Here is a 23,427-nt window from a genome sequence, read left to right as displayed (position 1 = left end):
AGAGCGCCAGAAAAAGAAGGTTTCCTGATAATGGAACAGCGTCGTTTGGCAAGTACTGAATGGGTGGATATTGTCAATGAAGAGAACGAAGTCATTGCACAAGCCAGCCGGGAACAAATGCGGGCACAGTGTCTGCGTCATCGTGCAACTTATATTGTCGTGCATGATGGCATGGGCAAAATTCTTGTGCAGCGTCGTACCGAGACAAAAGACTTTTTACCCGGCATGTTAGATGCGACCGCTGGTGGTGTGGTCCAGGCCGATGAGCAACTGCTGGAATCCGCACGTCGCGAAGCGGAAGAAGAGTTGGGCATTGCCGGTGTCCCCTTTGCCGAGCACGGGCAGTTCTATTTCGAAGATAAAAATTGCCGTGTCTGGGGCGCGCTGTTCAGTTGTGTCTCTCACGGTCCATTCGCCCTCCAGGAAGATGAAGTCAGTGAAGTTTGCTGGCTAACGCCGGAAGAAATCACCGCACGTTGCGATGAGTTTACTCCAGACTCGCTGAAAGCACTGGCGTTGTGGATGAAGCGCAATGCCAAAAATGAAGCCGTAGAGACTGAAACGGCAGAATAAAAAAGAGCCGCAATTGCGGCTCTTAACATTTTTAATGGTAGCCCATTAACTGAGCGCCTATCACCACCACGCTGGACATAATAAACAGCAGTCCAAGCAGTGTCGCACCAACTTTCACCCAGTTACGGAAGTCCACCCGGCAAACACCGAGCGTGGCCATTAACGACGCCGAGGTCGGGTAAATGATGTGACTGAAGCCATCGCCGAACTGGAATGCCAGCACGGTAACCTGGCGGTTAACACCGACCAGATCGCCAAGCGGTGCCAGTAATGGCATGGTTAGCGCAGCCTGACCAGAACCGGATGTCACGAAGAAATTAAATACCGCCTGGAAGAGCAACATAAACCAGGCCGCGACCGCGTTATCCAGACCGCTAATGGCATTGGCAATGCTGTTGAGGATAGTATTCAGCACGCTGGCCTCACCGGCTTCACCGTTACCCACCAGCAGCAAAATCCCTTTGGCGAAACCTACCAGCAGGGCAGGGGCGATCATCATTCGCGCGCCTTCGGTAAAGGATGAAGCCATGGTATTTACCGTCATGCCGTTAAGACGGAAGACAACGCCGATGATGCCAATCACCAGCCCCATAGTGAAGAACTGGCTGGCGATTTCTGGAATAAACCATGCATTAACGATCACGCCCCAAATTACCCAGACCATCACGGCGGTCAGGACAATCAATACCAGCCAGTCACCAAAGGTAAACGGACGTTGTTCAACATCAGCCTGCTTTTCACGAAAGAAGCGGTCGGACTCATGCACGCGTGACAGAAGAGGATTCTTTTTCACTCGTGAGGCATAAACCATGGTAAAGATCAGGCCAATCAGAGTCGCGATAACCCACACCACAATGCGCAGGCCGGAGCCGGAAAGCACCGGAACGCCAGCAATCCCCTGGGCGACAACCACGCAGAACGGGTTCATCCACGAGCTGGCAAAACCGATTTGCGTGGCGATATAGGTCACCAGGACGGTAGTAATACTGTCATAACCCAGTCGTACCATTAGCGGGGCAATGATGATGGCAAAGGCGACAGCCTCTTCTCCCATGCCGAACACCGCACCACCGAGCGAAAAGAGAATAAACAGCGCCGGAATAAAGAGTATTTCATTCCCTCGTGTATGGCGGATAAGCGCCAGGATGCCGTTATCGATGGTTCCTGTACGCATCACGATGCCAAATGCACCGCCAATCACCAGCATAAACATGATGATGCCAACGGCTGTCCCGTATTTCGATCCGGAGGTTAACCCTTCAAACGGGAAGTTCATCAGGCCTGGACGTTCATCTCCGGTCGTGAACAGTTGTACGCGATGATACTCAGGTTCGCCGGCCTCGTTGGTCAGAATGCGAAATGAGTGAGGGTCTACGACTTTGCGTGTTTTCGTCTGACCATCAACCTGGTACTGCACTTCCTGACTGTCAAACATCCCCACCGGAACAACCCATGTGGCGAGGCTGGTTAAAATAGCGACAAAAAAGATAATCACCAGCGTATCGGGCATTGCCCATCTTCTGGTTGGTTTGGATTCAGTTATTGCGGACATAGCGCAAATTTTCCCTTGCACAAGACAAAGTGGTAAGTATGCAAAGTGATATGGCGCAATTCATTGATGCAGCGCAGTTAAGCAAGATAATCAGAAAGGAGTAATGCAAATTAAGAGAATAAAAAACCGGAAATAGTGACTATTTCCGGTTCAGATATCCGCAGCGTAAGGCTGCGGATGATGACGAGATTACTGCTGCTGTGCAGACTGAATCGCAGTCAGCGCGATGGTATAGACGATGTCGTCAACCAGAGCGCCACGGGACAGGTCGTTAACTGGCTTGCGCATACCCTGCAGCATCGGCCCGATGGAGATCAGGTCGGCAGAACGCTGTACCGCTTTGTAGGTGGTGTTACCGGTGTTCAGATCCGGGAAGATGAACACGGTAGCGCGACCTGCAACCGGAGAGTTCGGTGCTTTAGATTTCGCAACGTCAGCCATTACCGCAGCGTCGTACTGCAGCGGACCGTCGATCATCAGGTCAGGACGTTTTTCCTGCGCCAGACGAGTTGCTTCGCGAACTTTTTCTACGTCGCTACCTGCACCAGAAGTACCGGTGGAGTAGGAGAGCATAGCAACACGCGGTTCGATACCGAAGGCTGCGGCGGAATCTGCGGACTGAATCGCAATTTCTGCCAGTTGTTCTGCGGTCGGATCCGGGTTGATCGCACAGTCACCGTAAACGTAAACCTGTTCCGGCAGCAGCATGAAGAACACGGAAGATACCAGAGAGCTGCCCGGTGCAGTTTTGATCAGCTGCAGCGGCGGACGGATGGTGTTTGCGGTGGTGTGGACAGCACCGGAAACCAGACCATCAACTTCATCCTGTTCCAGCATCAGCGTACCGAGAACCACGTTGTCTTCCAGCTGTTCGCGGGCAACGGTTTCGGTCATGCCTTTGTTCTTACGCAGCTCGACCAGACGAGCAACATAGCTTTCGCGAACCACTTCTGGATCAACGATTTCAATGCCTGCGCCCAGTTCTACGCCCTGAGACGCGGCAACGCGGTTGATCTCTGCCGGGTTACCCAGCAGTACGCAAGTTGCGATACCACGTTCAGCACAGATAGCGGCTGCTTTAACGGTACGCGGTTCGTCGCCTTCCGGCAGAACGATACGTTTGCCCGCTTTGCGCGCCAGTTCGGTCAGCTGATAACGGAACGCCGGCGGAGACAGACGACGGCTGCGCTCGGAAGTGGCAGTCAGAGAATCGATCCAGTCAGCGTTGATGTAGTTAGCAACATATTCCTGAACTTTCTCGATACGCTCGTGATCGTCAACCGGAACTTCCAGGTTGAAGCTCTGCAGGCTCAGAGAAGTCTGCCAGGTGTTGGTGTTCACCATAAATACCGGCAGGCCGGTAGCGAAAGCACGTTCGCACAGTTTAGAAATGCGCGCGTCCATTTCGTAGCCGCCAGTCAGCAGCAGGGCACCGATCTCTACGCCGTTCATTGCAGCCAGGCAAGCGGCAACCAGCACGTCAGGACGGTCTGCGGAAGTCACCAGCAGAGAACCAGCACGGAAGTGCTCCAGCATGTGCGGAATGCTGCGTGCGCAGAAAGTGACGGATTTAACGCGGCGAGTGTTGATGTCGCCTTCGTTGATGATGGTCGCATTCAGGTGACGCGCCATATCGATCGCACGGGTTGCGATCAGATCAAAGCTCCACGGCACAGCGCCGAGAACCGGCAGCGGGCTGGATTCTTGCAGCTTCGCCGGATCAACATTGTTGACTTTAGCTTTGGAAGAGTCGTCGAAAATCTCGGACAGATCCGGGCGAGTACGACCCTGTTCATCAACCGGTGCATTCAGTTTGTTAACGATAACGCCGGTGATGTTGGTGTTTTTGGCACCGCCGAAGCTGTTGCGGGTCAGTTCGATACGCTCTTTCAGCTGTTCCGGGGTGTCAGTGCCCTGAGACATGACGAAGACGATTTCCGCGTTCAGCGTTTTAGCGATTTCGTAGTTCAGAGACTGGGCAAATTGGTGCTTACGTGTCGGGACCAGACCTTCAACCAGAACCACTTCAGCGTCTTTGGTGTTAGCGTGGTAGTTCGCGACGATCTCTTCCATCAGCACATCTTTTTTATTGCTGGAAAGCAGACCTTCAACGTAACTCATTTTCAGCGGTTCAGCGGCTGTCGTGGTGGAAGAATTCGCACGCACAATAGTCGTTGTCTGATCGGGCGCATCGCCACCGGTACGCGGCTGAGCGATAGGTTTGAAAACGCTCAGACGAACGCCTTTGCGTTCCATTGCACGGATCACGCCAAGACTGACGCTGGTCAGACCGACGCTGGTTCCGGTAGGGATCAGCATAATAATACGGGACACGGTTTATCCTCTTTCGTTACCGCCGGTTTGGCGGGTTACAAAACAGCACCGCCAGCAGGGCTGGCGGTGTGGAATTAGGCGGTCAGGCGGCAGGCGTCTTGCGCGATAACCAGCTCTTCGTTGGTTGGGATCACAACAGCAGGGCGGGTGCCTTCTTTGTTGATGAAACCAGATTTGCCGAAACGTGCAGCCAGGTTGCGTTCATGATCAACTTCAAAGCCCAGCACGCCCAGTTTGCCCAGAGACAGTTCACGAACCATCGCGGCATTTTCACCGATACCACCGGTGAATACAACAGCGTCCAGACGGCCATCCATCAGTGCAGTGTATGCACCGATGTATTTCGCCAGACGGTGGCAGTAAACGTCCATTGCGCGCTTCGCGTCTTCTTTAGTCGCGTAGTTGTCTTCAACATAGCGGCAGTCGCTGGTGACTTCAGTCAGACCCAGCAGGCCAGACTCTTTGGTCAGCATTTTGTTGATTGCGTCAACGCTCATGCCCAGGGTGTCGTGCAGGTGGAAGATGATAGCCGGGTCGATATCGCCAGAGCGAGTACCCATTACCAGACCTTCCAGCGGGGTCAGACCCATAGAGGTGTCAACGCATTTACCGTTGCGGATAGCAGAAACGGAACCACCGTTGCCCAGGTGGCAGGTGATGATGTTCAGCTCTTCTACCGGTTTGTTCAGCATTTTTGCCGCTTCCTGGGTTACATAGAAGTGGCTGGTGCCGTGCGCGCCGTAACGACGGATGCCGTGCTCTTTGTACAGGTTGTACGGCAGGGCGTAGAGGTAAGACTCTTCCGGCATAGTCTGGTGGAACGCAGTGTCAAATACAGCAACGTTTTTGTCTTTCAGCTGCGGGAAAGATTTCAGAGCTTCTTCGATACCGATCAGGTGAGCCGGGTTGTGCAGCGGTGCAAAAGAAGCCGCATCTTTGATACCCTGAATAACAGACTCATCGATCACTACGGAGCTGGTATACTTCTCGCCGCCGTGTACGATACGGTGACCGATAGCGGTTAGCTGCGCAGAAAGTTCTGGTTTTTGTGCCAGAATATTATTAACGATAAAGTTGAGCGCTTCGCTGTGAGCGGCGCCTGCACCTAAAGCCGCTTCTTGTTTATTGCCGTCCATTTTCCATTTGATGCGTGCTTCGGGCAGGTGGAAACATTCGGCTAAACCAGAAAGGTACTCTTCACCATTTACAGCATCGATGATTGCAAATTTCAGTGAAGAACTACCGCAGTTCAGAACCAGTACTAACTTACTCGACATGGAAGTACCTATAATTGATACGTGGCTAAAAAAACGTCAGGGAGCCATAGAGCGTAGCGCATGATGACACCGACATTTATGATTAACATCATGCACTGCAAATTTTTTTTGCATGATGGAATAAATATCTTGAGTCTATGCCATTTTGCGTAATTTTCAGCCAATGGCATAATGTATATGAATTTGACGACTCAATGAATATGTACTACTTAGGCCTTCAGGCTGCTAAAGGATACCTGATAGTGGGTATGGAAGACAAAATGTTTTGAACGTTGTCCCGCTGAGTTGTGAATTTGCACAAATTTTTGAATCTTTATATGTGAAGTTGAGGTGAAGCATGTCAACGCCGGATAATCGTTCTGTTAATTTTTTTAGCTTGTTTCGCCGGGGACAGCATTACTCAAAGACGTGGCCGCTGGAAAAACGCCTTGCCCCGGTCTTTGTTGAAAATCGCGTCATCAAGATGACGCGCTATGCGATTCGTTTTATGCCGCCGATTGCTGTGTTCACTCTCTGCTGGCAAATTGCACTAGGCGGTCAGCTTGGGCCGGCTGTTGCTACTGCACTGTTCGCCCTGAGTTTGCCGATGCAGGGGCTGTGGTGGCTGGGCAAACGTTCTATTACGCCATTACCGCCGGCGATCCTGAGTTGGTTTTATGAGGTTCGTGGTAAATTGCAGGAGGCCGGGCAAGCATTAGCACCCGTAGAAGGCAAGCCTGACTATCAGGCATTAGCTGACACGCTTAAGCGCGCCTTCAAACAACTGGATAAAACTTTCCTTGATGATTTGTAATTGACCCCTGATTACGCATATAAAAGAAGGCAGACATCGGCCTTCTTTTTTTTCACCGTAGTAAAGTGATACAGGAGTCAACAATGGAAATGACCAACGCGCAACGTCTTATTTTGTCTAACCAGTACAAAATGATGACAATGCTCGATCCGGCAAATGCTGAACGTTACCGTCGCCTGCAAACAATCATTGAGCGTGGTTATGGATTGCAGATGCGCGAACTGGATCGTGAGTTTGGCGAGCTGAAAGAAGAAACTTGCCGCACTATCATCGACATTATGGAGATGTATCACGCACTGCATGTTTCCTGGTCTAATTTGCAGGATCAACAAGCTATCGATGAACGCCGTGTCACCTTCCTCGGCTTCGACGCCGCTACTGAAGCGCGTTATCTCGGTTATGTACGCTTTATGGTTAATGTTGAAGGGCGTTACACCCATTTTGATGCCGGGACTCACGGCTTTAATGCTCAGACGCCAATGTGGGAGAAATATCAACGCATGTTGAACGTCTGGCATTCTTGCCCGCGTCAGTATCATCTGAGCACTAACGAAATTAATCAAATCATTAATGCCTGAGGAGGCTAGCGTGCGGTGCAAAGGTTTTCTGTTTGATCTTGATGGTACGCTGGTGGACTCCCTGCCTGCGGTAGAGCGGGCGTGGAGCAACTGGGCGAGACGCCATGGATTAACGCCGGAAGAAGTGCTGGCTTTTATTCACGGTAAACAGGCAATAACGTCTCTGCGCCATTTTATGGTGGGGAAATCGGAGGCGGAAATTGCTGCAGAGTTTACGCGTCTGGAGCAAATCGAGGCTACGGAAACCGAAGGGATCTCCGCACTACCTGGGGCGATAGCTTTGCTCAATCATTTGAATAAAGCGGGTATTCCATGGGCAATTGTCACTTCTGGTTCTATGCCAGTTGCACGAGCCCGCCACAAAATAGCCGGACTTCCCGCACCGGAAGTATTTGTTACTGCGGAGCGGGTGAAACGTGGAAAACCAGAGCCTGATGCATATCTGTTAGGCGCGCAACTGCTGGGGCTTGCATCACACGAATGCGTGGTGGTGGAAGATGCTCCCGCAGGTGTGCTTTCAGGCCTGGCGGCGGGATGCCATGTTATTGCGGTTAATGCCCCGGCAGACACTCCACGTCTGAATGAGGTAGATTTGGTTCTCCATAGTCTGGAGCAAATTACTGTGACCAAACAGCCAAATGGCGATGTTATTATTTCGTGAAACACCTAATCATGATTTAGCCCCGTCTCGTCGGGGCTTTTTTGTGGCAGAATCAAGCCATCCCCCTCAATTAACAAGGATAAGTTGTGAACGGTGAATTGATCTGGGTTCTCTCATTACTGGCCGTTGCCATAGTCCTGTTCGCTACAGGCAGAGTGCGTATGGATGCGGTCGCTTTGTTTGTTATTGTCGCGTTTGCATTAAGCGGAACGCTGACGGTTCCCGAAGTTTTTTCCGGCTTTTCCGATCCCAACGTTGTGCTGATCGCCGCCCTGTTTATTATTGGTGATGGTTTAGTCCGTACCGGCGTTGCAACCGCGATGGGGACATGGCTGGTTAAAGTAGCAGGCAACAGTGAAATCAAAATGCTGGTTTTACTGATGTTAACTGTTGCGGGTCTTGGCGCATTTATGAGTTCAACTGGCGTCGTCGCTATCTTTATTCCCGTGGTGTTAAGCGTTGCCATGCGTATGCAAACGTCGCCGTCGCGCCTGATGATGCCGCTGAGTTTTGCCGGGTTGATTAGCGGCATGATGACGCTGGTGGCGACGCCGCCTAACCTGGTGGTGAACAGTGAACTGCTACGCGAAGGTTATCACGGGTTTAGTTTCTTTAGCGTAACGCCTATCGGCCTGGTCGTATTGGTACTCGGCATCTTATACATGCTGGTGATGCGTTTTATGCTGAAAGGGGATTCCCAGACCCCGCAGCGCGAAGGCTGGACGCGTCGCACCTTCCGCGATCTTATTCGTGAATACCGTCTTACCGGACGTGCGCGCCGTCTGGCTATTCGCCCCGGTTCGCCGATGATTGGGCAACGACTGGACGACCTTAAATTGCGTGAACGCTATGGCGCAAATGTCATTGGTGTTGAACGCTGGCGTCGTTTTCGTCGTGTTATTGTGAATGTGAACGGGGTTTCTGAATTTCGTGCGCGTGACGTTTTGCTTATCGATATGTCAGCGGCTGATGTCGATCTCCGGCAATTTTGCAGTGAGCAATTGCTGGAGCCGATGGTTTTGCGCGGTGAGTATTTTTCCGATCAGGCTCTTGATGTCGGCATGGCGGAGATTTCATTAATTCCTGAGTCAGAGCTTATTGGTAAATCGGTGCGCGAAATTGGCTTTCGTACTCGCTACGGGCTGAATGTCGTGGGGCTGAAACGCAATGGCGTGGCGCTGGAAGGTTCGCTGGCGGATGAGCCTCTGCTGCTGGGCGATATCATTCTGGTGGTCGGTAACTGGAAACTGATCGGTATGCTGGCAAAACAGGGGCGCGATTTTGTGGCGCTGAATTTACCGGAAGAAGTGAGTGAGGCATCGCCCGCACACAGCCAGGCACCCCATGCCATTTTTTGTCTGGTGTTGATGGTGGCCTTAATGCTAACCGATGAAATTCCTAACCCTGTTGCCGCTATCATTGCCTGCCTGCTAATGGGGAAATTCCGCTGTATCGATGCCGAAAGCGCCTATAAATCCATTCACTGGCCGAGCATTATTTTGATCGTTGGGATGATGCCGTTTGCTGTAGCATTACAGAAAACCGGAGGTGTTGCGCTGGCGGTAAAAGGACTGATGGACATCGGCGGCGGTTACGGACCGCATATGATGCTGGTCTGTTTGTTTGTCTTGTCGGCGGTTATTGGGTTATTTATCTCTAATACCGCGACGGCGGTGTTGATGGCTCCGATTGCGCTGGCTGCCGCAAAAACAATGGGCGTATCACCTTATCCGTTCGCAATGGTCGTGGCGATGGCTGCATCCGCCGCTTTTATGACGCCAGTTTCTTCGCCCGTTAACACACTGGTTTTAGGTCCGGGGAATTACAGCTTCAGTGACTTTGTGAAGCTGGGTGTACCGTTCACCATTATCGTGATGGCGGTTTGTGTGGTGATGATCCCGATGCTGTTTCCATTTTGACGAGAGCCTGATGTCGCATCCGTCGCTTACTGCCTGATGCGACGCTGGCGCGTCTTATCAGGCTGTGTCGGCTGGTATCTGGCTGCTTACAGCGGTGAATCCTGGCTAATCTCATCGAGCGAAAGATGGAAGCTGGGAACAAATACTTCCATGAAGTAGTCCATCTCCTGGCTGCGGCGCGCTTCAAGCGTCGCTTCCAGCCGCGTTTTTGCCAGCAAAAATTCATTATTTCCGGCTGCGAGTTCTTCAAGGCATTTCAGATACGCACACAGCGCATCCGCCTGTTTAACCAGTGACTTTTCTTCATCGCTATACGCATTCTCATCGATTAAAGGCGCAAAGATATCCCGCAACTCCTCAGGAACCATATCGACAAGTTTTTGCTGAGCGATTTTCTCAATGGCTTTATATTCCTGGGCGATTTGCGAGTTGAAGTATTTCACCGGAGTAGGAAGATCGCCAGTGAGCACTTCAGAGGCATCGTGGTACATCGCCAGCAGTGCGATGCGTTCTGCATTCACCTGTCCGCCAAATTTGCGATTCTTGATGGCTGCCAGCGCATGGGCGACCATCGCTACCTGCAAACTGTGTTCGGACACATTTTCCGTCCGCACGTTGCGCATTAGCGGCCAGCGGTTAATGAGTTTCAGGCGGGAGAGGTGGGCAAAAAAATGGCTCTGTTTCATAGTGACCTTACGAGTGATGACATCCTGAGGTCATTGTGGAGGGATAACACTGCCGGATGCAATCTCCGGCAGTGAATTTAAGATTACAACTGATGATAACCGGAAAGGAAACGAGCGAACTTGCTCAAGGACAGTTCGATATCATCAACACGCGGCAGCGTGACAATGCGGAAGTGATCCGGCCACGGCCAGTTAAATGCAGTTCCTTGTACAAGCAGAACTTTTTCCTGTAACAGGAAATCCAGTACCATCTTCTGATCGTCGTGAATATTAAAGCGTTTGGCGTCGATTTTCGGGAACATGTACAGTGCGCCGCGCGGCTTCACACAGGAAACGCCTGGAATGTCGTTAATCAATTCCCAGGCGCGATTACGCTGCTCGTAAAGACGTCCACCCGGCATGATAAACTCGCTGATACTCTGATAGCCGCCGAGTGCGGTTTGTATTGCGTGTTGCGCGGGAACGTTGGCGCACAGTCGCATTGAGGCCAGCATTTCCAGACCTTCGATGTAGCCTTTGGCGTGTTTTTTCGGCCCGTTCAGCACCATCCAGCCCTGACGGAAGCCAGCGACGCGATACGTTTTCGACAGCCCGTTAAAGGTAATAGTCAGCAGGTCAGGAGCTAACGGCGCAATCGAGTGATGCTCTGCGTCGTCATAGAGGATTTTGTCGTAAATTTCATCGGCGAAGATAATGAGATTATGTTGACGCGCAATCTCCACAATCTCCATCAAAAGCTCTTTGGAATATACTGCGCCGGTTGGGTTGTTCGGGTTGATAATAACAATGCCGCGCGTGCGTGGCGTAATTTTGGCGCGAATGTCATCGAGATCCGGGAACCAGTCAGAGGATTCATCGCAAAGATAGTGCACTGCTTTACCGCCGGAGAGCGAAACTGCCGCTGTCCATAGAGGGTAATCAGGCGCAGGAACCAACATTTCGTCCCCACTGTTCAGCAATGCCTGCATTGCCTGAACGATAAGCTCTGATACACCATTGCCAATGTAAATATCTTCCACGGTAACATCACGCATACCACGAGCCTGGTAGTGCTGCATGATGGCTTTACGCGCGGAATAAAGGCCTTTGGAATCGCAATAGCCCTGAGCTGTCGGGAGGTTGCGTATCACGTCAACCAGGATCTCATCGGGTGCGTCAAAACCGAACGGCGCTGGATTGCCGATGTTCAGTTTCAGTACTTTGTTACCTTCTTCTTCCAGGCGTTTTGCTTCTTTCAGCACCGGACCACGGATGTCGTAACAGACATTCTCTAATTTGCTGGATTTTTCAATGGGGGACATGAATCTTGACCTTTTTGCTGTTATCGCCACTCCCTGCCGTGGAAGTCAGCTTAGAACAATGTACTCTCCCAGGGCTGCGTTTTGAAGTTCTGCAGAACAAGATTTTGCTAGCAGAGAAAGAGGAATTGTGCTGTTAATAACTTAATTATCGCAAAATAATAAGATGCATATACTTAATAAGCGATGTTTTGTAGTGATTTATTCTGAATATTAATTCGCTGTATGGTTTTTTTGTCTGGCAGATAAATGCGTAAAATTTCTTCGGCTTAAGAAATCACGAACATAAAGTGTTGATGATATTTTCGTTATAAGTGAAAAATTAACGAGTAGTGATTGCCGATGTGTCGTATAGGTGATGACGGGGGTAATTATTGTTAAGAGGAATTAATGAATGCGGGTGATGCTAATTAATTATTATTTAATATTCAAAAAGGTTTTGTTGTGCATATTAATAATAGAAGATTACTTTGCCTAACATAACATAACTTTGCATCAGATAATTCGCAATGACCCTTATAAATAAAAGGGTTTTAGGGTAAAATGCCTGCTTTAATGACGGAACACCTGCTTTTGATGCGGTCTCATCCTTGCTGTTTGTACGCGTATACGTATTAGCCGCGCTGCTGCGAGGGAGAGGAGCAGGGAGCAACATTTACATTTACATAAACTCGCGCATGTCATAAATAGAAAAGAGTGAGTAACTTAATAGATATGCGATCCCTGAAGATATATTCTGTGATCTACTTCAGGCATTATAACGGAACAATGTGAGCCACATTTTTAGTGCAACTCATATGCATTTTTACTTTCATCCGGGTTCCGGATGAAACTGCCAGGGAGGCACATTACAAATGGAATTGCTTGTTTGTGTGTGCACAGCATTAACCAGCTCAGTATGAGCCGCCAGTAAGTGATAATATATGATAAGTGCAAATCGTCCGATAATTAACCTCGACCTCGATCTGCTGAGAACATTTGTTGCTGTTGCCGATCTGAACACTTTTGCTGCTGCAGCTGCCGCTGTGTGTCGTACTCAGTCCGCTGTTAGCCAGCAAATGCAACGTCTGGAACAACTCGTTGGGAAAGAACTGTTCGCTCGGCATGGTCGCAACAAACTGTTAACTGAACATGGCATTCAGCTTCTTGGTTACGCCAGGAAAATCCTGCGTTTTAATGATGAGGCTTGCTCATCATTGATGTTCAGTAATCTTCAGGGCGTGTTAACTATCGGTGCTTCAGATGAATCTGCTGATACGATCTTACCTTTCCTGCTTAATCGCGTAAGTTCGGTTTATCCGAAACTTGCGCTGGATGTCCGCGTTAAGCGCAATGCCTATATGGCAGAAATGCTGAAGTCCCAGGAAGTGGATTTAATGGTTACCACTCATCGTCCTGATACCTTTAAGGCGTTGAACCTGCGTACTTCTCCTACGCACTGGTATTGCGCTGCGGAATATGTGTTGCAAAAAGGCGAGCCGATCCCACTTGTGCTCTTGGATGATCCTAGTCCGTTCCGTGACATGGTTCTGGCAACGCTCAATAAAGCGGATATTCCATGGCGCCTGGCGTATGTTGCCTCCACATTACCGGCGGTTCGTGCTGCAGTAAAAGCGGGTCTTGGCGTGACGGCAAGACCGGTTGAGATGATGAGTCCGGATCTGCGCGTTTTGAGCGCGGTAGACGGTTTACCTCCACTACCAGATACCGAATATTTGCTGTGCTATGATCCATCCAGCAATAATGAGTTGGCGCAGGTGATATACCAGGCGATGGAGAGTTATCACAACCCATGGCAATACAGCCCGCTGACTACCCAGGAGGGGGACGATTCCCTGTTGATAGAAGGGGATTACGAATAATCGTCCGGCAATAACAATTTCTGATGACAAGTTTGTAAAAATAAGCCACTGGTGACGAATAAAACGTCAGTGGCTTTTTTTACAATAAATCCTTAAGAATTTTCCTCACGACGAACAAAATCGTTCATTTTTCAATCATCAGCCATTCTCCTCGCTGACGAACAAAAAATCGCCTGAAAAAAATCTCCTGCTACAATGATGTTAAAAAATGCGTAAAATTTTTGCTGTATTTTTGTTATGGATTAACAAAAGCGTGTCACAGATCAAGAAAATACTCTCTTTTGGGGGGAGGAATCGACACAAATTCCTGTCAAAATAGACCCGTATTTTTTCCATTGCTTCACAACGGACACGATTCAACAACATCTAATTTTCCTGGAGTTGTCAACAATCTGGGGCTAAAGGGCATTAAATGCAAAAGTTGTTGATATCATGTAAATTAATGTGAAGAAACCTTTGTTAAAGTTGACAAAAGGTTATAGAAAGGAGTAAAAGACCACATCAATTAGCTGTATAAAATAGTTTCTACAGTGATTGTAAGGTTTTTTTTATTCCTCCCCATGAATCGATGTGGCGTCCATCTGCCGTGAAGAGCAGTGAATCTGGCGCTACTTTTGATGAGTAAGCAATGAGTATGTCAACATCCACTGAAGTCATCGCTCATCACTGGGCATTCGCTATCTTTCTTATCGTTGCCATTGGCCTGTGTTGCCTGATGCTGGTAGGCGGTTGGTTTTTAGGCGGTCGCGCACGCGCGAGGTCGAAAAACGTGCCGTTTGAATCAGGTATCGACTCGGTCGGCTCCGCCCGCTTACGCCTGTCTGCCAAGTTTTATCTGGTGGCCATGTTCTTCGTTATCTTCGACGTTGAGGCGCTGTATCTGTTCGCATGGTCAACCTCCATTCGCGAGAGCGGCTGGATTGGCTTTGTAGAAGCGGCAATTTTTATTTTTGTGTTACTGGCTGGTCTGGTTTATCTGGTGCGTATTGGCGCGCTGGACTGGACGCCCGCGCGTTCTCGCCGCGAGCGTATGAACCCGGAAACGAACAGTATCGCTAATCGTCAACGCTAACCGCGAGGCATTAAGATGGATTATACGCTCACCCGCATAGATCCCAACGGTGAGAACGACCGTTACCCCCTGCAAAAGCAGGAGATCGTAACCGACCCTCTGGAGCAAGAAGTTAACAAAAACGTGTTTATGGGCAAGCTCAATGACATGGTTAACTGGGGTCGTAAAAACTCAATTTGGCCGTATAACTTCGGTCTTTCCTGCTGTTACGTTGAGATGGTGACCTCGTTTACTGCGGTGCATGACGTGGCGCGTTTTGGCGCAGAAGTATTACGTGCTTCGCCGCGTCAGGCTGACCTGATGGTGGTGGCAGGAACCTGCTTTACCAAGATGGCACCGGTTATTCAGCGTCTGTATGACCAGATGCTGGAGCCGAAATGGGTTATCTCTATGGGAGCCTGTGCCAACTCCGGTGGTATGTACGACATTTATTCCGTTGTACAGGGCGTTGATAAATTCATTCCGGTTGATGTGTATATCCCGGGGTGTCCGCCGCGTCCGGAAGCGTATATGCAGGCACTGATGTTGTTGCAGGAATCTATTGGTAAAGAACGTCGCCCGCTCTCCTGGGTCGTTGGCGATCAGGGCGTTTATCGCGCCAATATGCAATCAGAGCGCGAACGCAAGCGCGGTGAACGCATTGCCGTTACCAACCTGCGCACCCCTGACGAGATTTAATTTGCGCCTGTCGGCAAAGGCATTTTTCTTCGCTTATTCCTAAATCTATTGCGCGAAGCCACGCCGACAGTCACCACGGACCATATGCAATGGTGAACAATATGACCGACTTAACCGCGCAAGAACCCGCCTGGCAGACCCGCGATCATCTTGATGATCCGGTGATAGGCGAACTGCGCAACCGTTTTGGGCCGGATGCCTTTACTGTTCAGGCGACTCGCACCGGGGTTCCCGTTGTGTGGATCAAGCGTGAACAATTACTGGAAGTTGGCGATTTCTTAAAGAAACTGCCGAAACCTTACGTCATGCTGTTTGATTTACACGGCATGGACGAACGTCTACGCACCCACCGCGAAGGGCTACCTGCTGCGGATTTTTCTGTTTTCTACCATCTGATTTCCATCGATCGTAACCGCGACATCATGCTGAAGGTGGCGCTGGCTGAAAACGACCTGCACGTACCGACCTTTACCAAATTGTTCCCGAACGCCAACTGGTATGAGCGTGAAACCTGGGATCTGTTTGGCATTACTTTCGATGGTCACCCGAACCTGCGCCGCATCATGATGCCGCAAACCTGGAAAGGTCACCCGCTGCGTAAAGATTACCCGGCGCGCGCTACCGAATTCTCGCCGTTTGAGCTGACCAAAGCCAAACAGGATCTGGAGATGGAAGCCCTGACCTTCAAACCGGAAGAGTGGGGGATGAAGCGCGGCACCGAAAACGAAGACTTCATGTTCCTCAACCTCGGCCCGAACCACCCGTCGGCGCACGGGGCTTTCCGTATCGTTTTGCAACTCGACGGCGAAGAGATTGTCGACTGCGTACCAGACATCGGCTACCACCACCGTGGCGCTGAGAAAATGGGCGAACGCCAGTCCTGGCACAGCTATATTCCTTACACCGACCGTATCGAATATCTCGGCGGCTGCGTTAACGAAATGCCTTACGTACTGGCGGTAGAGAAACTGGCCGGAATTACCGTGCCGGATCGCGTTAACGTGATTCGCGTAATGCTCTCCGAACTGTTCCGTATCAATAGCCACCTGCTGTACATTTCCACCTTTATTCAGGACGTCGGCGCGATGACGCCTGTGTTCTTCGCCTTTACGGATCGGCAGAAAATCTACGATCTGGTAGAAGCGATAACCGGTTTCCGTATGCACCCGGCGTGGTTCCGTATTGGCGGCGTAGCGCACGACCTGCCGCGTGGCTGGGATCGTCTGCTGCGTGAGTTCCTCGACTGGATGCCGAAACGTCTGGCGTCTTACGAGAAAGCGGCGCTGCAAAACACCATTCTGAAAGGCCGTTCCCAGGGCGTTGCCGCCTACGGCGCGAAAGAGGCGCTGGAGTGGGGCACCACCGGTGCTGGCCTGCGAGCCACCGGGATCGACTTCGACGTGCGTAAGGCGCGTCCTTATTCTGGCTATGAAAACTTCGACTTTGAAATCCCGGTTGGCGGTGGCGTTTCTGACTGCTACACCCGCGTAATGCTGAAAGTGGAAGAGCTGCGTCAGAGTCTGCGCATTCTTGAGCAGTGCCTCAACAACATGCCGGAAGGCCCGTTCAAAGCGGATCACCCGCTGACTACGCCGCCGCCGAAAGAGCGCACGCTGCAACATATCGAAACCCTGATCACCCACTTCCTGCAAGTGTCATGGGGGCCTGTGATGCCTGCCAATGAATCCTTCCAGATGATTGAGGCGACTAAAGGGATCAACAGTTACTACCTGACCAGCGACGGCAGCACCATGAGTTATCGCACCCGTATCCGCACGCCGAGTTATGCGCATTTGCAGCAAATTCCGGCGGCGATCCGTGGCAGCCTTGTGTCTGACCTGATTGTTTATCTGGGCAGTATCGATTTTGTTATGTCAGATGTGGACCGCTAATTATGCACGAGAATCAACAACCACAAACTGAGGCTTTTGAGCTGAGTGCGGCAGAGCGTGAAGCGATTGAGCACGAGATGCACCACTACGAAGACCCGCGTGCGGCGTCCATTGAAGCCCTGAAGATCGTTCAGAAGCAGCGTGGCTGGGTGCCGGACGGTGCGATCCACGCGATCGCTGACGTTCTGGGTATTCCGGCGAGCGATGTCGAAGGCGTGGCAACATTCTACAGCCAGATCTTCCGCCAGCCGGTTGGTCGCCATGTGATCCGTTATTGCGACAGCGTGGTCTGTCACATCAACGGTTACCAGGGCATTCAGGCGGCGCTGGAGAAAAAACTGAACATCAAACCAGGGCAAACGACGTTTGACGGCCGCTTTACGCTGCTGCCAACCTGCTGCCTGGGGAACTGTGATAAAGGGCCAAACATGATGATCGATGAGGATACTCACGCGCATCTGACCCCGGAAGCGATCCCTGAACTGCTGGAGCGGTATAAATGAAAAACATTATCCGTACTCCCGAAACGCATCCGCTGACCTGGCGTCTGCGTGATGATAAACAGCCAGTGTGGCTGGATGAATACCGCAGCAAAAACGGTTACGAAGGGGCGCGTAAGGCGCTGACCGGACTTTCTCCGGACGAAATCGTTACTCAGGTAAAAGACTCCGGCCTGAAAGGGCGCGGCGGTGCAGGCTTTTCTACTGGCCTGAAGTGGAGCCTGATGCCGAAAGACGAATCCATGAACATCCGTTACCTGCTGTGTAACGCCGATGAAATGGAGCCGGGCACCTATAAAGACCGCCTGCTGATGGAACAACTGCCGCACCTGCTGGTGGAAGGTATGCTCATCTCCGCGTTTGCGCTGAAAGCTTACCGTGGCTACATCTTCCTGCGTGGCGAATATATTGAAGCAGCAGTGAATCTGCGCCGTGCCATTGCTGAAGCGACCGAAGCAGGTCTGCTTGGCAAAAACATTATGGGAACAGGTTTTGATTTTGAACTGTTTGTCCATACCGGGGCAGGGCGCTACATCTGCGGTGAAGAAACAGCGTTAATCAACTCCCTGGAAGGGCGTCGCGCTAACCCGCGTTCAAAACCGCCATTCCCGGCAACCTCCGGCGCATGGGGTAAACCGACCTGCGTCAACAACGTCGAAACCCTGTGTAACGTTCCGGCAATCCTTGCTAACGGCGTGGAGTGGTATCAGAACATCTCGAAAAGTAAAGATGCTGGCACCAAGCTGATGGGCTTCTCCGGTCGGGTGAAAAATCCGGGTCTGTGGGAACTGCCGTTCGGCACTACCGCACGCGAGATCCTCGAAGATTACGCCGGTGGTATGCGTGACGGCCTGAAATTCAAAGCCTGGCAGCCAGGCGGCGCGGGCACCGACTTCCTGACCGAAGCGCACCTTGACCTGCCGATGGAATTCGAAAGCATCGGTAAAGCGGGCAGCCGTCTGGGTACGGCGCTGGCGATGGCGGTTGACCATGAGATCAACATGGTGTCGCTGGTGCGTAACCTGGAAGAGTTTTTCGCCCGTGAATCCTGCGGCTGGTGTACACCGTGCCGTGACGGTCTACCGTGGAGCGTGAAAATTCTGCGTGCGCTGGAGCGGGGCGAAGGTCAGCCGGGAGATATCGAAACACTTGAGCAACTGTGTCGATTCTTAGGCCCGGGTAAAACCTTCTGTGCCCACGCACCTGGTGCGGTGGAGCCGTTACAGAGCGCCATCAAATATTTCCGCGAAGAATTTGAAGCGGGAATCAAACAGCCGTTCAGCAATACTCATTTGATTAATGGGATTCAGCCGAACCTGCTGAAAGAGCGCTGGTAAGGACCTTTTACCCCTCACCCTAACCCTCTCCCCGGAGGGGAGAGGGGATGATCCTGAGCCGCTTTTCTCCCTCGCCCCTTAGGGGAGAGGGCCGGGGTGAGGGGAATGATTTCGATTAACGCTCAGTCTCTGACTGAGAAAACTGGAAGCATGCTAATGGCTACAATTCATGTAGACGGCAAAGAATACGAGGTCAACGGAGCGGACAATCTGCTGGAAGCTTGTCTGTCTCTGGGTCTTGATATTCCTTACTTTTGCTGGCATCCGGCGCTGGGAAGCGTCGGTGCTTGCCGCCAGTGTGCGGTGAAGCAGTACCAAAACGCGGAAGACACGCGTGGTCGCCTGGTGATGTCCTGTATGACACCGGCTTCCGATGGCACCTTTATTTCCATTGACGACGAAGAAGCGAAACAGTTCCGTGAAAGTGTGGTCGAGTGGTTAATGACTAACCACCCGCACGACTGTCCGGTATGTGAAGAGGGCGGTAACTGCCATCTTCAGGATATGACCGTGATGACCGGACACAGCTTCCGTCGCTACCGTTTCACCAAACGTACCCACCGCAATCAGGATCTGGGGCCGTTCATCTCCCACGAAATGAACCGCTGCATCGCCTGTTACCGCTGTGTGCGTTACTACAAAGATTACGCTGACGGTACGGATCTGGGCGTTTATGGCGCACACGACAACGTCTACTTCGGTCGCCCTGAAGACGGCACCCTGGAAAGCGAATTTTCCGGTAACCTGGTCGAAATTTGCCCGACTGGCGTATTTACCGACAAAACGCACTCCGAGCGTTACAACCGTAAATGGGATATGCAGTTTGCGCCGAGCATCTGCCAGCAATGTTCCATCGGCTGTAACATCAGCCCCGGCGAACGTTACGGCGAACTGCGTCGTATCGAAAACCGTTACAACGGTACGGTAAACCACTACTTCCTCTGCGACCGTGGTCGTTTCGGTTACGGCTACGTCAACCTGAAAGATCGTCCGCGTCAGCCAGTACAGCGTCGTGGCGATGATTTCATTACCCTCAACGCCGAACAGGCAATGCAAGGCGCAGCAGATATTCTGCGTCAGTCGAAGAAAGTGATCGGCATCGGTTCTCCGCGAGCCAGTGTAGAAAGCAACTTTGCGCTGCGTGAGCTGGTGGGCGAAGAAAACTTCTACACCGGTATCGCTCACGGTGAGCAGGAACGTCTGCAACTGGCGCTGAAAGTGCTGCGTGAAGGCGGCATTTATACGCCGGCACTGCGCGAAATCGAATCTTACGATGCGGTACTGGTACTGGGCGAAGACGTTACCCAGACCGGCGCACGCGTCGCGCTGGCGGTGCGTCAGGCGGTGAAAGGTAAAGCACGCGAAATGGCGGCAGCACAGAAAGTGGCTGACTGGCAGATTGCGGCAATCCTCAACATCGGTCAACGTGCGAAGCATCCGCTGTTTGTTACCAACGTTGATGACACTCGTCTGGATGATATTGCGGCGTGGACTTACCGCGCACCGGTTGAAGATCAGGCGCGTTTAGGTTTTGCCATCGCCCATGCGCTGGATAACTCCGCGCCAGCGGTTGACGGTATCGAGCCTGAGCTGCAAAGCAAAATCGACGTCATCGTGCAGGCACTGGCTGGTGCGAAGAAACCGTTGATTATCTCCGGGACGAACGCCGGTAGCACAGAAGTGATTCAGGCGGCGGCTAACGTGGCGAAAGCCCTGAAAGGTCGCGGCGCTGACGTAGGTATCACCATGATTGCCCGTTCCGTCAACAGCATGGGGCTGGGCATTATGGGTGGCGGTTCGCTGGAAGAAGCGTTAACCGAACTGGAAACCGGACGCGCCGACGCGGTGGTGGTGCTGGAAAACGATCTGCATCGTCACGCTTCCGCAACCCGCGTAAATGCTGCGCTGGCTAAAGCGCCACTGGTGATGGTGGTTGACCATCAACGCACAGCGATCATGGAAAACGCCCATCTGGTGCTTTCCGCCGCCAGCTTTGCTGAAAGCGACGGTACGGTTATCAACAACGAAGGTCGCGCCCAACGTTTCTTCCAGGTTTACGATCCGGCTTATTACGACAGCAAAACTGTCATGCTGGAAAGCTGGCGCTGGCTGCACTCGCTGCACAGCACCTTGCTGAGCCGTGAAGTGGACTGGACACAGCTCGACCATGTAATTGACGCTGTTGTGGCGAAAATCCCGGAACTGGCGGGTATCAAAGATGCTGCGCCGGATGCGACATTCCGTATTCGCGGGCAGAAACTGGCTCGTGAACCGCACCGTTACAGCGGTCGTACCGCCATGCGCGCCAATATCAGCGTTCATGAGCCGCGTCAGCCGCAGGATATTGACACCATGTTCACCTTCTCGATGGAAGGTAACAACCAGCCGACCGCGCACCGTTCGCAAGTGCCGTTTGCCTGGGCGCCGGGCTGGAACTCCCCGCAGGCATGGAACAAGTTCCAGGATGAAGTGGGCGGCAAACTGCGCTTTGGCGATCCGGGTGTGCGTCTGTTTGAAACCAGCGAAAACGGTCTGGATTACTTCACCAGCGTACCGGCTCGCTTCCAGCCGCAGGAAGGGAAATGGCGTATCGCGCCGTACTACCACCTGTTTGGCAGCGATGAACTGTCACAGCGTGCTCCGGTCTTCCAGAGCCGTATGCCGCAGCCGTACATCAAACTTAACCCGGCAGATGCCGCGAAGTTGGGTGTGAACGCGGGTACACGCGTCTCCTTTAGTTACGATGGCAACACGGTCACGTTGCCGGTTGAAATCGCCGAAGGGCTGACGGCAGGGCAGGTGGGCTTGCCGATGGGGATGTCCGGCATTGCTCCAGTGCTGGCTGGCGCGCATCTTGAGGATCTCAAGGAGGCACAACAATGAGTTGGTTATCACCGGAACTGATTGAGATCCTGCTGACCATCCTCAAAGCGGTGGTGATCCTGCTGGTGGTTGTCACCTGCGGGGCATTCATGAGCTTTGGCGAACGTCGCCTGCTGGGTCTGTTCCAGAACCGTTACGGACCTAACCGTGTTGGCTGGGGCGGTTCGCTCCAGCTGGTCGCGGACATGATCAAAATGTTCTTTAAAGAAGACTGGATCCCGAAATTCTCGGATCGCGTCATCTTTACTCTGGCGCCAATGATTGCCTTTACCTCGCTGCTGCTGGCCTTTGCGATTGTGCCAGTCAGTCCGGGTTGGGTGGTTGCCGACCTGAACATCGGGATTTTGTTCTTCCTGATGATGGCAGGTCTGGCGGTTTACGCGGTGCTGTTTGCGGGCTGGTCAAGTAACAACAAATACTCTCTGCTGGGTGCGATGCGTGCTTCTGCACAGACTCTGAGCTACGAAGTGTTCCTTGGGCTTTCCCTGATGGGCGTGGTGGCGCAGGCCGGTTCATTCAACATGACCGACATCGTCAACAGCCAGGCGCATGTGTGGAACGTCATCCCGCAATTCTTTGGTTTTATTACCTTTGCCATCGCGGGCGTGGCGGTGTGTCACCGTCACCCGTTTGACCAGCCGGAAGCCGAGCAGGAACTGGCGGATGGTTACCACATTGAATATTCCGGTATGAAATTCGGTCTGTTCTTCGTGGGTGAATACATCGGGATTGTGACCATCTCAGCACTGATGGTGACGCTGTTTTTCGGTGGCTGGCAAGGCCCGTTGTTACCACCATTCATCTGGTTCGCGCTGAAAACCGCGTTCTTTATGATGATGTTCATTTTGATTCGTGCGTCGTTACCGCGTCCGCGTTATGACCAGGTAATGTCCTTCGGCTGGAAAATCTGCCTGCCGCTGACGCTGATCAACTTGCTGGTAACGGCGGCTGTCATTCTCTGGCAGGCGCAATAAGGGGCACTAAGACCATGACCTTAAAAGAATTGTTAGTAGGTTTCGGCACCCAGGTTCGTAGTATCTGGATGATCGGCCTGCACGCGTTCGCCAAACGCGAAACGCGAATGTACCCGGAAGAGCCGGTCTATCTGCCGCCCCGTTATCGTGGTCGTATCGTTCTGACCCGCGACCCGGACGGCGAAGAGCGTTGCGTGGCCTGTAACCTCTGTGCGGTAGCCTGCCCGGTCGGCTGTATCTCGCTGCAAAAAGCAGAAACCAAAGACGGTCGCTGGTATCCGGAATTTTTCCGCATCAACTTCTCACGCTGCATTTTCTGTGGTCTGTGCGAAGAAGCCTGTCCGACCACGGCGATCCAGTTAACCCCGGATTTCGAAATGGGGGAATACAAACGCCAGGATCTGGTTTACGAGAAAGAGGATCTGCTGATCTCCGGTCCGGGCAAATACCCGGAATATAACTTCTACCGGATGGCAGGTATGGCAATCGACGGCAAAGATAAGGGCGAAGCAGAGAACGAAGCCAAGCCTATCGACGTCAAGAGCCTGTTACCGTAAG

19 protein-coding genes are annotated in these 23,427 nt (G+C 52.0%); 14 read left to right on the top strand and 5 right to left on the bottom strand.

Translation table 11 applies throughout. The features are described 5' to 3' along the window. Positions 1-30 precede the first annotated feature (30 nt). Complete coding sequence (gene yfcD / locus A7Z29_RS17630) at positions 31-573, top strand: NUDIX hydrolase YfcD (RefSeq protein WP_000437935.1); 543 nt, start codon at positions 31-33, stop codon at positions 571-573. A gap of 31 nt (positions 574-604) precedes the next feature. Here yfcD and yfcC read toward each other — a convergent pair whose 3' ends face one another. From yfcC to ackA, 3 genes are all read right to left on the bottom strand, one after another. Next, positions 605-2,125 (bottom strand): putative basic amino acid antiporter YfcC, encoded by a 1,521-nt coding sequence (gene yfcC, locus A7Z29_RS17625; protein WP_001274494.1) that lies wholly within the window; start codon positions 2,123-2,125, stop codon positions 605-607. 189 nt (positions 2,126-2,314) lie between these two features. Then, positions 2,315-4,459 (bottom strand): phosphate acetyltransferase, encoded by a 2,145-nt coding sequence (gene pta, locus A7Z29_RS17620; RefSeq protein WP_016158687.1) that lies wholly within the window; start codon positions 4,457-4,459, stop codon positions 2,315-2,317. A 74-nt stretch (positions 4,460-4,533) separates the two neighbouring features. Further along, positions 4,534-5,736 (bottom strand): acetate kinase, encoded by a 1,203-nt coding sequence (ackA, locus tag A7Z29_RS17615; RefSeq protein ID WP_000095696.1) that lies wholly within the window; start codon positions 5,734-5,736, stop codon positions 4,534-4,536. Between the two features lie 337 nt (positions 5,737-6,073). On the opposite strand from ackA, the gene yfbV reads away from it, so the two are divergent. The 4 genes from yfbV (at position 6,074) to A7Z29_RS17595 (ending at position 9,687) form a co-directional block, all read left to right on the top strand. Further along, a complete protein-coding gene (gene yfbV, locus A7Z29_RS17610) occupies positions 6,074-6,529 on the top strand; it encodes a terminus macrodomain insulation protein YfbV (protein ID WP_000106624.1) in 456 nt (151 codons plus the stop codon). 83 nt (positions 6,530-6,612) lie between these two features. Next, entirely contained in the window at positions 6,613-7,107 is a 495-nt protein-coding gene (locus tag A7Z29_RS17605) for a YfbU family protein (RefSeq protein ID WP_000426118.1), read from the top strand. A 10-nt stretch (positions 7,108-7,117) separates the two neighbouring features. Next, positions 7,118-7,768 carry a hexitol phosphatase HxpA gene (gene hxpA / locus A7Z29_RS17600; protein WP_105290556.1) on the top strand — a complete coding sequence of 217 codons (651 nt, stop codon included), beginning with the start codon at positions 7,118-7,120 and terminating at the stop codon, positions 7,766-7,768. 86 nt (positions 7,769-7,854) lie between these two features. Next, the gene (locus A7Z29_RS17595) at positions 7,855-9,687 is read left to right on the top strand and encodes an SLC13 family permease (RefSeq protein WP_001012872.1); all 1,833 of its coding nucleotides are present in this window, start codon (positions 7,855-7,857) and stop codon (positions 9,685-9,687) included. Positions 9,688-9,773: 86 nt separating this feature from the next. On the opposite strand, the gene yfbR is transcribed toward A7Z29_RS17595, so the two are convergent. Together yfbR and alaA are read right to left on the bottom strand one after the other, a co-directional pair. Continuing rightward, the gene (yfbR, locus tag A7Z29_RS17590; RefSeq protein WP_000813872.1) at positions 9,774-10,373 is read right to left on the bottom strand and encodes a 5'-deoxynucleotidase; all 600 of its coding nucleotides are present in this window, start codon (positions 10,371-10,373) and stop codon (positions 9,774-9,776) included. Between the two features lie 83 nt (positions 10,374-10,456). Beyond that, entirely contained in the window at positions 10,457-11,674 is a 1,218-nt protein-coding gene (gene alaA, locus A7Z29_RS17585) for an alanine transaminase AlaA (protein ID WP_000074519.1), read from the bottom strand. A gap of 920 nt (positions 11,675-12,594) precedes the next feature. Here alaA and lrhA point away from each other — a divergent pair. From lrhA to nuoI, 9 genes are all read left to right on the top strand, one after another. Beyond that, a complete protein-coding gene (gene lrhA, locus A7Z29_RS17575) occupies positions 12,595-13,533 on the top strand; it encodes a transcriptional regulator LrhA (RefSeq protein ID WP_000622296.1) in 939 nt (312 codons plus the stop codon). Between the two features lie 628 nt (positions 13,534-14,161). After that, positions 14,162-14,605, top strand: coding sequence for an NADH-quinone oxidoreductase subunit NuoA (gene nuoA, locus A7Z29_RS17570; RefSeq protein WP_000062994.1), 444 nt, complete (start codon positions 14,162-14,164; stop codon positions 14,603-14,605). Between the two features lie 15 nt (positions 14,606-14,620). After that, a complete protein-coding gene (gene nuoB, locus A7Z29_RS17565) occupies positions 14,621-15,283 on the top strand; it encodes an NADH-quinone oxidoreductase subunit NuoB (RefSeq protein WP_000386733.1) in 663 nt (220 codons plus the stop codon). An 89-nt stretch (positions 15,284-15,372) separates the two neighbouring features. Then, positions 15,373-17,175, top strand: coding sequence for an NADH-quinone oxidoreductase subunit C/D (nuoC, locus tag A7Z29_RS17560; RefSeq protein ID WP_000247878.1), 1,803 nt, complete (start codon positions 15,373-15,375; stop codon positions 17,173-17,175). Between the two features lie 2 nt (positions 17,176-17,177). Beyond that, entirely contained in the window at positions 17,178-17,678 is a 501-nt protein-coding gene (nuoE, locus tag A7Z29_RS17555) for an NADH-quinone oxidoreductase subunit NuoE (protein ID WP_000545042.1), read from the top strand. Then, on the top strand, positions 17,675-19,012 hold the full coding sequence (gene nuoF / locus A7Z29_RS17550) for an NADH-quinone oxidoreductase subunit NuoF (RefSeq protein ID WP_000789511.1): 1,338 nt from the start codon (positions 17,675-17,677) through the stop codon (positions 19,010-19,012). The genes nuoE and nuoF overlap by 4 nt, the downstream gene beginning before the upstream one ends. A 156-nt stretch (positions 19,013-19,168) precedes the next feature. After that, entirely contained in the window at positions 19,169-21,895 is a 2,727-nt protein-coding gene (gene nuoG, locus A7Z29_RS17545) for an NADH-quinone oxidoreductase subunit NuoG (RefSeq protein ID WP_105290574.1), read from the top strand. Then, positions 21,892-22,869: an NADH-quinone oxidoreductase subunit NuoH gene (gene nuoH, locus A7Z29_RS17540; protein ID WP_000118685.1), complete on the top strand. Its 978-nt coding sequence runs from the start codon at positions 21,892-21,894 to the stop codon at positions 22,867-22,869. Before nuoG ends, nuoH begins: the two co-directional genes overlap by 4 nt. 14 nt (positions 22,870-22,883) lie before the next feature. Beyond that, positions 22,884-23,426: an NADH-quinone oxidoreductase subunit NuoI gene (nuoI, locus tag A7Z29_RS17535; RefSeq protein ID WP_000172749.1), complete on the top strand. Its 543-nt coding sequence runs from the start codon at positions 22,884-22,886 to the stop codon at positions 23,424-23,426. Position 23,427 lies beyond the last annotated feature (1 nt).

The sequence above is a fragment of the Escherichia sp. MOD1-EC6842 genome, assembly GCF_002965705.1.
Classification (GTDB): domain Bacteria; phylum Pseudomonadota; class Gammaproteobacteria; order Enterobacterales; family Enterobacteriaceae; genus Escherichia; species Escherichia ruysiae.
This window is presented reverse-complemented; position numbering and strand designations above follow the sequence as displayed.

Bases quoted from the DNA above. Each gene is read 5' to 3' on its own strand.
- nuoE (WP_000545042.1), top strand. From the start codon at position 17,178: ATGCACGAGAATCAACAACCACAAACTGAGGCTTTTGAGCTGAGTGCG.
- nuoC (WP_000247878.1), top strand. From the start codon at position 15,373: ATGGTGAACAATATGACCGACTTAACCGCGCAAGAACCCGCCTGGCAG.
- nuoF (WP_000789511.1), top strand. From the start codon at position 17,675: ATGAAAAACATTATCCGTACTCCCGAAACGCATCCGCTGACCTGGCGT.
- yfbV (WP_000106624.1), top strand. From the start codon at position 6,074: ATGTCAACGCCGGATAATCGTTCTGTTAATTTTTTTAGCTTGTTTCGC.
- yfcD (WP_000437935.1), top strand. From the start codon at position 31: ATGGAACAGCGTCGTTTGGCAAGTACTGAATGGGTGGATATTGTCAAT.
- nuoB (WP_000386733.1), top strand. From the start codon at position 14,621: ATGGATTATACGCTCACCCGCATAGATCCCAACGGTGAGAACGACCGT.
- ackA (WP_000095696.1), bottom strand. From the start codon at position 5,736: ATGTCGAGTAAGTTAGTACTGGTTCTGAACTGCGGTAGTTCTTCACTG.
- yfbR (WP_000813872.1), bottom strand. From the start codon at position 10,373: ATGAAACAGAGCCATTTTTTTGCCCACCTCTCCCGCCTGAAACTCATT.
- alaA (WP_000074519.1), bottom strand. From the start codon at position 11,674: ATGTCCCCCATTGAAAAATCCAGCAAATTAGAGAATGTCTGTTACGAC.
- lrhA (WP_000622296.1), top strand. From the start codon at position 12,595: ATGATAAGTGCAAATCGTCCGATAATTAACCTCGACCTCGATCTGCTG.
- nuoI (WP_000172749.1), top strand. From the start codon at position 22,884: ATGACCTTAAAAGAATTGTTAGTAGGTTTCGGCACCCAGGTTCGTAGT.
- A7Z29_RS17605 (WP_000426118.1), top strand. From the start codon at position 6,613: ATGGAAATGACCAACGCGCAACGTCTTATTTTGTCTAACCAGTACAAA.
- yfcC (WP_001274494.1), bottom strand. From the start codon at position 2,125: ATGTCCGCAATAACTGAATCCAAACCAACCAGAAGATGGGCAATGCCC.
- nuoG (WP_105290574.1), top strand. From the start codon at position 19,169: ATGGCTACAATTCATGTAGACGGCAAAGAATACGAGGTCAACGGAGCG.
- nuoH (WP_000118685.1), top strand. From the start codon at position 21,892: ATGAGTTGGTTATCACCGGAACTGATTGAGATCCTGCTGACCATCCTC.
- nuoA (WP_000062994.1), top strand. From the start codon at position 14,162: ATGAGTATGTCAACATCCACTGAAGTCATCGCTCATCACTGGGCATTC.